The following is a 4,221-nucleotide window of genomic DNA, read 5'->3' as shown; positions in this document are numbered from 1 at the left end:
AATTTAAATAAAAAAGTCATTTTTCGTTGTAGGAAAATATTAAATTTTTAAATAAAAGACATAATTAATTAAAATTATAATTTGCTATTAGTATCTTTTTAAAAATATTTACAATTATTTTAATAGGTTATGCAAGAAGTCTAATCAACAATTTAGTATCACCAAATTTTTATTAAAAATATTTAATTACATAAATATTATAGACTACATATATTTTTATATATAGTTTTTTTNNTTTNTAANCTAATTTTATTATAAAATTTAATCTCTCTTCGTGATATTAAAATTGTTATTTCCAATTTTTTATATAAACTTTTTATATAAATGAATAACATTTAATTTAAATTCTTTGTTGCTTGTTTTTTCATATAAAAAGAACATCTTTTTAATAAAGTTTTAACATAATTTTTTATGTTTACTTTATTTTGGATGTTCAAAAAGTATTGATTTCTTAATAATTGACACATTCTTTTTTTTGTTTTGCAGCAGCAATTAAAGACCCTATAACATAAACTTAATGATAAATTAAAACTTGATAAATTCAAATTCGTTCTAGTTGTCTTAACAATTTTAAACAATTTTAAATTCAATTGTCTGTAAAAAAACATAACCTGTTTTATTATTTACAGGAACAGGATTAATAAACAAACCATATGAAAATGAATTATAAGCAAAACTTAAAACAAGTTGTGGATAACAATTGTGCGTATCTGGTCTTCAAAAGAAATTAAAAACAAATGAATTTTGATAATTTCCTAAATGCATTCAGCCATTACTAGTTATTGAATTTAAAACTAATTTTAAATCATGTTTGTCGGAAAGATAACGAAAAATAGCACCTATAAGTAAAAAAAGAAGCACTTGGTTGAAAATTACTAATTTTTTCAGATAACATAGTAAAATCTGCTTTGGTTACATTAAAGACAATTTTATTACTATAAGTTTCAATTTTATAATAATGTCAAAAATCCATTATTTTTTTAGCAAAATCAAATAATTGATTATCAATATATTGTTTCTATGTTAAAACTTTAATTGGTGTTTTTAATGTTATTGCATTAGTTTTATTATTAAATGGTAAATTTTCAATCATAAAATCATTTGGAATAAAAGATGTTATATTCGCTCTAACATAATAATTATTTTTAATTTGAACTTTATTTTTAATATATTTTTGCTCATAAAATTTTAAAAAGTTTTCTGGCGTCAATTTTGTTGGGTCATACCCTTCACCCGCTCACGCCAACACAGAATCTTCTTCTTTTTTAAAATTTCAAGTTGGAGCATCAATACTATAAAAAGTATTAAAAATTAATGTATGATCATTGGCAATAAAATTAATTTTTCTTGAACGTAATTTTTCCGTAATTATTTGTCAAATTGTGTTTGATTGATCAATATTATTAAAATTACGTTTTAACTTTTCAATAATCTGATATTTATACTTACCAAAAAGATCATCAATAAAAGTAACAAAATAATTTGCCATTTTTTGTTGTATATTACTTAGTACTAAAATGTTATTACTAACAACAACTAAGCTAATAATTGAATCAGGTACTTGTAATTTTTTAAAACTTACTTCATAAGGAATATTAAATTTAATTGTAATACCTTTTATAGTTTGCTTTTTACTTGCCATCATTCTTGCTAAGTTATCAAAATTTACCAATTTTAAAGTAAGACGAATATTTTTCTCATTTAATGATAATGGCAAGATATCATAATAATAGTTTGCATATTGCTTAATAATTTCCTGGTTAATAATTAATATTAAGTTCTTTTTTGAAATCAATAATTAGTTTCTTTAAGAAATTTCACTGATAAATTTCATCACCAACTAACATTAGTTCGCTATTTTTTTGTAATTTTATAAGAAATTCCTGAAATATAGACATTTCATTAGGATAACTATTCATATCAATGTTGGTTTTTGTTTCTCATTAAGATTGAAGTCTTTTTTTTGCTTGTTCTAGAATTGTGTTAATAGTTTCAAGATCTTGATTTAAAGTTATTATTTTGTTATCATCAAAATTCTTTTCATGCATTGAACAACTAATAGTTGTTAAACTAAGACTTCAGCCCATACTAAAAATACTAAAAATAGTTAATAACCTTTTCATCTATTTGCCACCTACCTTGTATAACCTATACTACATAAGAATATTATATCATACTAAATATATAAAATAGTTCCACAATATATTAAATTTTATAATGAAATTAGAACCACAAAGTAAATTAAAAAAATTGAGTTAGGCCATCTTTAGCAGAACTCAATCCGAGATAAATTTCATTTTTTATAAAAACTTTTCTTTGCATATTTAAAATTAGTTGATTTTTTAATTCATCTTATAACATATATTATTATTATATTTATTGTTTATATCTAATTATTCAATCTTAAATTCAAATGTATCTAATCGTAAATATTCTCCAGTATGAATATTATTATCCTTAATTGAAAGACGTGGAACAAAAGAATATCCAAAATTATTATAACCAAAATTTATTTTAATTTGTAAATTTTCAACGTTTTCAACCTTTTTTCTAAATCATTCTATAATAATTGAATTTGATTTTTTAACTAAATTAAATGTATGGAGTTCTGGTAATCATATTGAAAAATGAGTATCAGCAATTATAGTTGCAGTTCTTCTCTTATTGAAATAGTCAAAAATAGAACTAAAAATTAACTCAATATTTGAAAATTCTAATCTTTCTGAAGCAAAAGAATCAATTGTTTGTTTTAACGCATTGAAATTTACTTGTGACATATGAAAAACAAGCTTATCATTGAATGTTTCTAATTTATAATAATGCCAAAAATCCATTATTAATTGAGAAAATTGTGTTAATTTTTGATCAACTGGTTCTTTTTCCATTAAAATCTTAAATAGTTTTTTTAAAACTATTTCAGATTTGTCATTTTGTAAAGGTAAATTTTCAATCATAAAATCGCATGAATTTAAAGATGCTATATTTGCTTTAACATAATATTTTTCTTCAGAAATAAGTCCATTAGGAAATTGTACTCTTTGAAAAAAATACAAGAAATTTTGTCATGTTAATTTATCTGGCTTATAACCTTCACCTGCTCATAATAAAACAGATGCATACTGTTTTGAAATATTATCAGTTAACTTATATAAAGACGGTAAATTACCATATGGAACAACTTTAGAAAAGAATGTAATATTAAGGCGATTTAATTCGGTACGAATAATATTTCAAACAGCATCAGGCACATTTGTTACATCATTAAAATCACTATTGTGTCTATCAACCATACTATAATTTTGCTTAGCAAAAAGAATATCAATAAAAGTAACAAAATAATCTTTAAGATCTACTTGCATATGTTTTACAGCTACTAAGTCATTACTTACAACAATTAAACCACTAATTGAATCACGAACTTGCAACTCCTTAAATTTAACTTCATACATAATAATAGACTTCTTGCATAATCTATTAAAATAATTGTAAATATTTTTAAAAAGATACTAATAGCAAATTATAATTTTAATTAATTATGTCTTTTATTTAAAAATTTAATATTTTCCTACAACGAAAAATGACTTTTTTATTTAAATTATTTAATTTTAAATACATCTTCTATGCAATTTTCAAGAGTTCAAGTGTTGCCAAGAATATTTTGGTATTGATCTGTCGCCTGTTTGTGATTCTCTGGCAGCATATCACTTTTTTTTAAGTGCATACCTTTTATAGCCTCATGTGATATATTTCTTCTTATTCTACTGTCTTTTGCTTTGTCCTTCTGGGAAATCTCTCGCTTTCCATTATCTTCGCGATCTTAGCTTGCTCTTAATTTCACATTCGGCTTCCTACTCTATCTGTCACTATCACTCTCTCTCACACTGTCTCTCTGTTTCCCTCNCTNTNTCTCTCTCTCTCTCTCTCTCTCTCTCTCTCTCTCTCTATCTATGAAAGACTTCGATTTGAATCACTCGTTCTTTCTCTCTCTCTCTCTCTCTCTCTCTCTCTCTCTCTCTCTCTCTCTCTCTCTTTCCCTTGCAGCTAGCAGGAGTTGNTTTNTCCCNTCTTGCTGTCCTGCTGNTANCAGGAGTTTGCTACGCTTCNNCTCTCTCTCTNTCTGTCTAACAGCTTGCAGGGACTTGCTTCTATCTNTCTCTCTCGCTCTCTCTCTCGCTCTCTCTCTCGCTCTCTCTCTTTCCCTTGNAGCTAGCAGGAGTTGAT

General features: G+C 24.6%; 4 protein-coding genes. All 4 read right to left on the bottom strand.

Annotation, left to right across the window (positions count from 1 at the left end; all coding sequences use genetic code 4):
• Positions 1 to 570: 570 nt before the first annotated feature.
• Positions 571 to 861: a hypothetical protein gene (locus tag BST80_RS04295; protein WP_415746116.1), complete on the bottom strand. Its 291-nt coding sequence runs from the start codon at positions 859 to 861 to the stop codon at positions 571 to 573.
• Positions 862 to 1,018: 157 nt separating this feature from the next.
• Complete coding sequence (locus BST80_RS04290) at positions 1,019 to 1,795, bottom strand: hypothetical protein (protein WP_415746115.1); 777 nt, start codon at positions 1,793 to 1,795, stop codon at positions 1,019 to 1,021.
• Positions 1,796 to 1,943: 148 nt separating this feature from the next.
• On the bottom strand, positions 1,944 to 2,123 hold the full coding sequence (locus BST80_RS04285; RefSeq protein WP_415746114.1) for a hypothetical protein: 180 nt from the start codon (positions 2,121 to 2,123) through the stop codon (positions 1,944 to 1,946).
• 270 nt (positions 2,124 to 2,393) lie between these two features.
• The gene (locus BST80_RS04280) at positions 2,394 to 3,449 is read right to left on the bottom strand and encodes a hypothetical protein (RefSeq protein ID WP_415746113.1); all 1,056 of its coding nucleotides are present in this window, start codon (positions 3,447 to 3,449) and stop codon (positions 2,394 to 2,396) included.
• Positions 3,450 to 4,221: the final 772 nt, after the last annotated feature.

Source organism: Spiroplasma sp. Moj (assembly GCF_016082285.1).
In the GTDB taxonomy this organism is placed as follows: domain Bacteria; phylum Bacillota_I; class Bacilli_A; order Mycoplasmatales; family Mycoplasmataceae; genus Spiroplasma; species Spiroplasma phoeniceum.
Note: the sequence above shows the minus strand (reverse complement) of the source record. Positions and strands in the feature narration are given on the sequence as shown.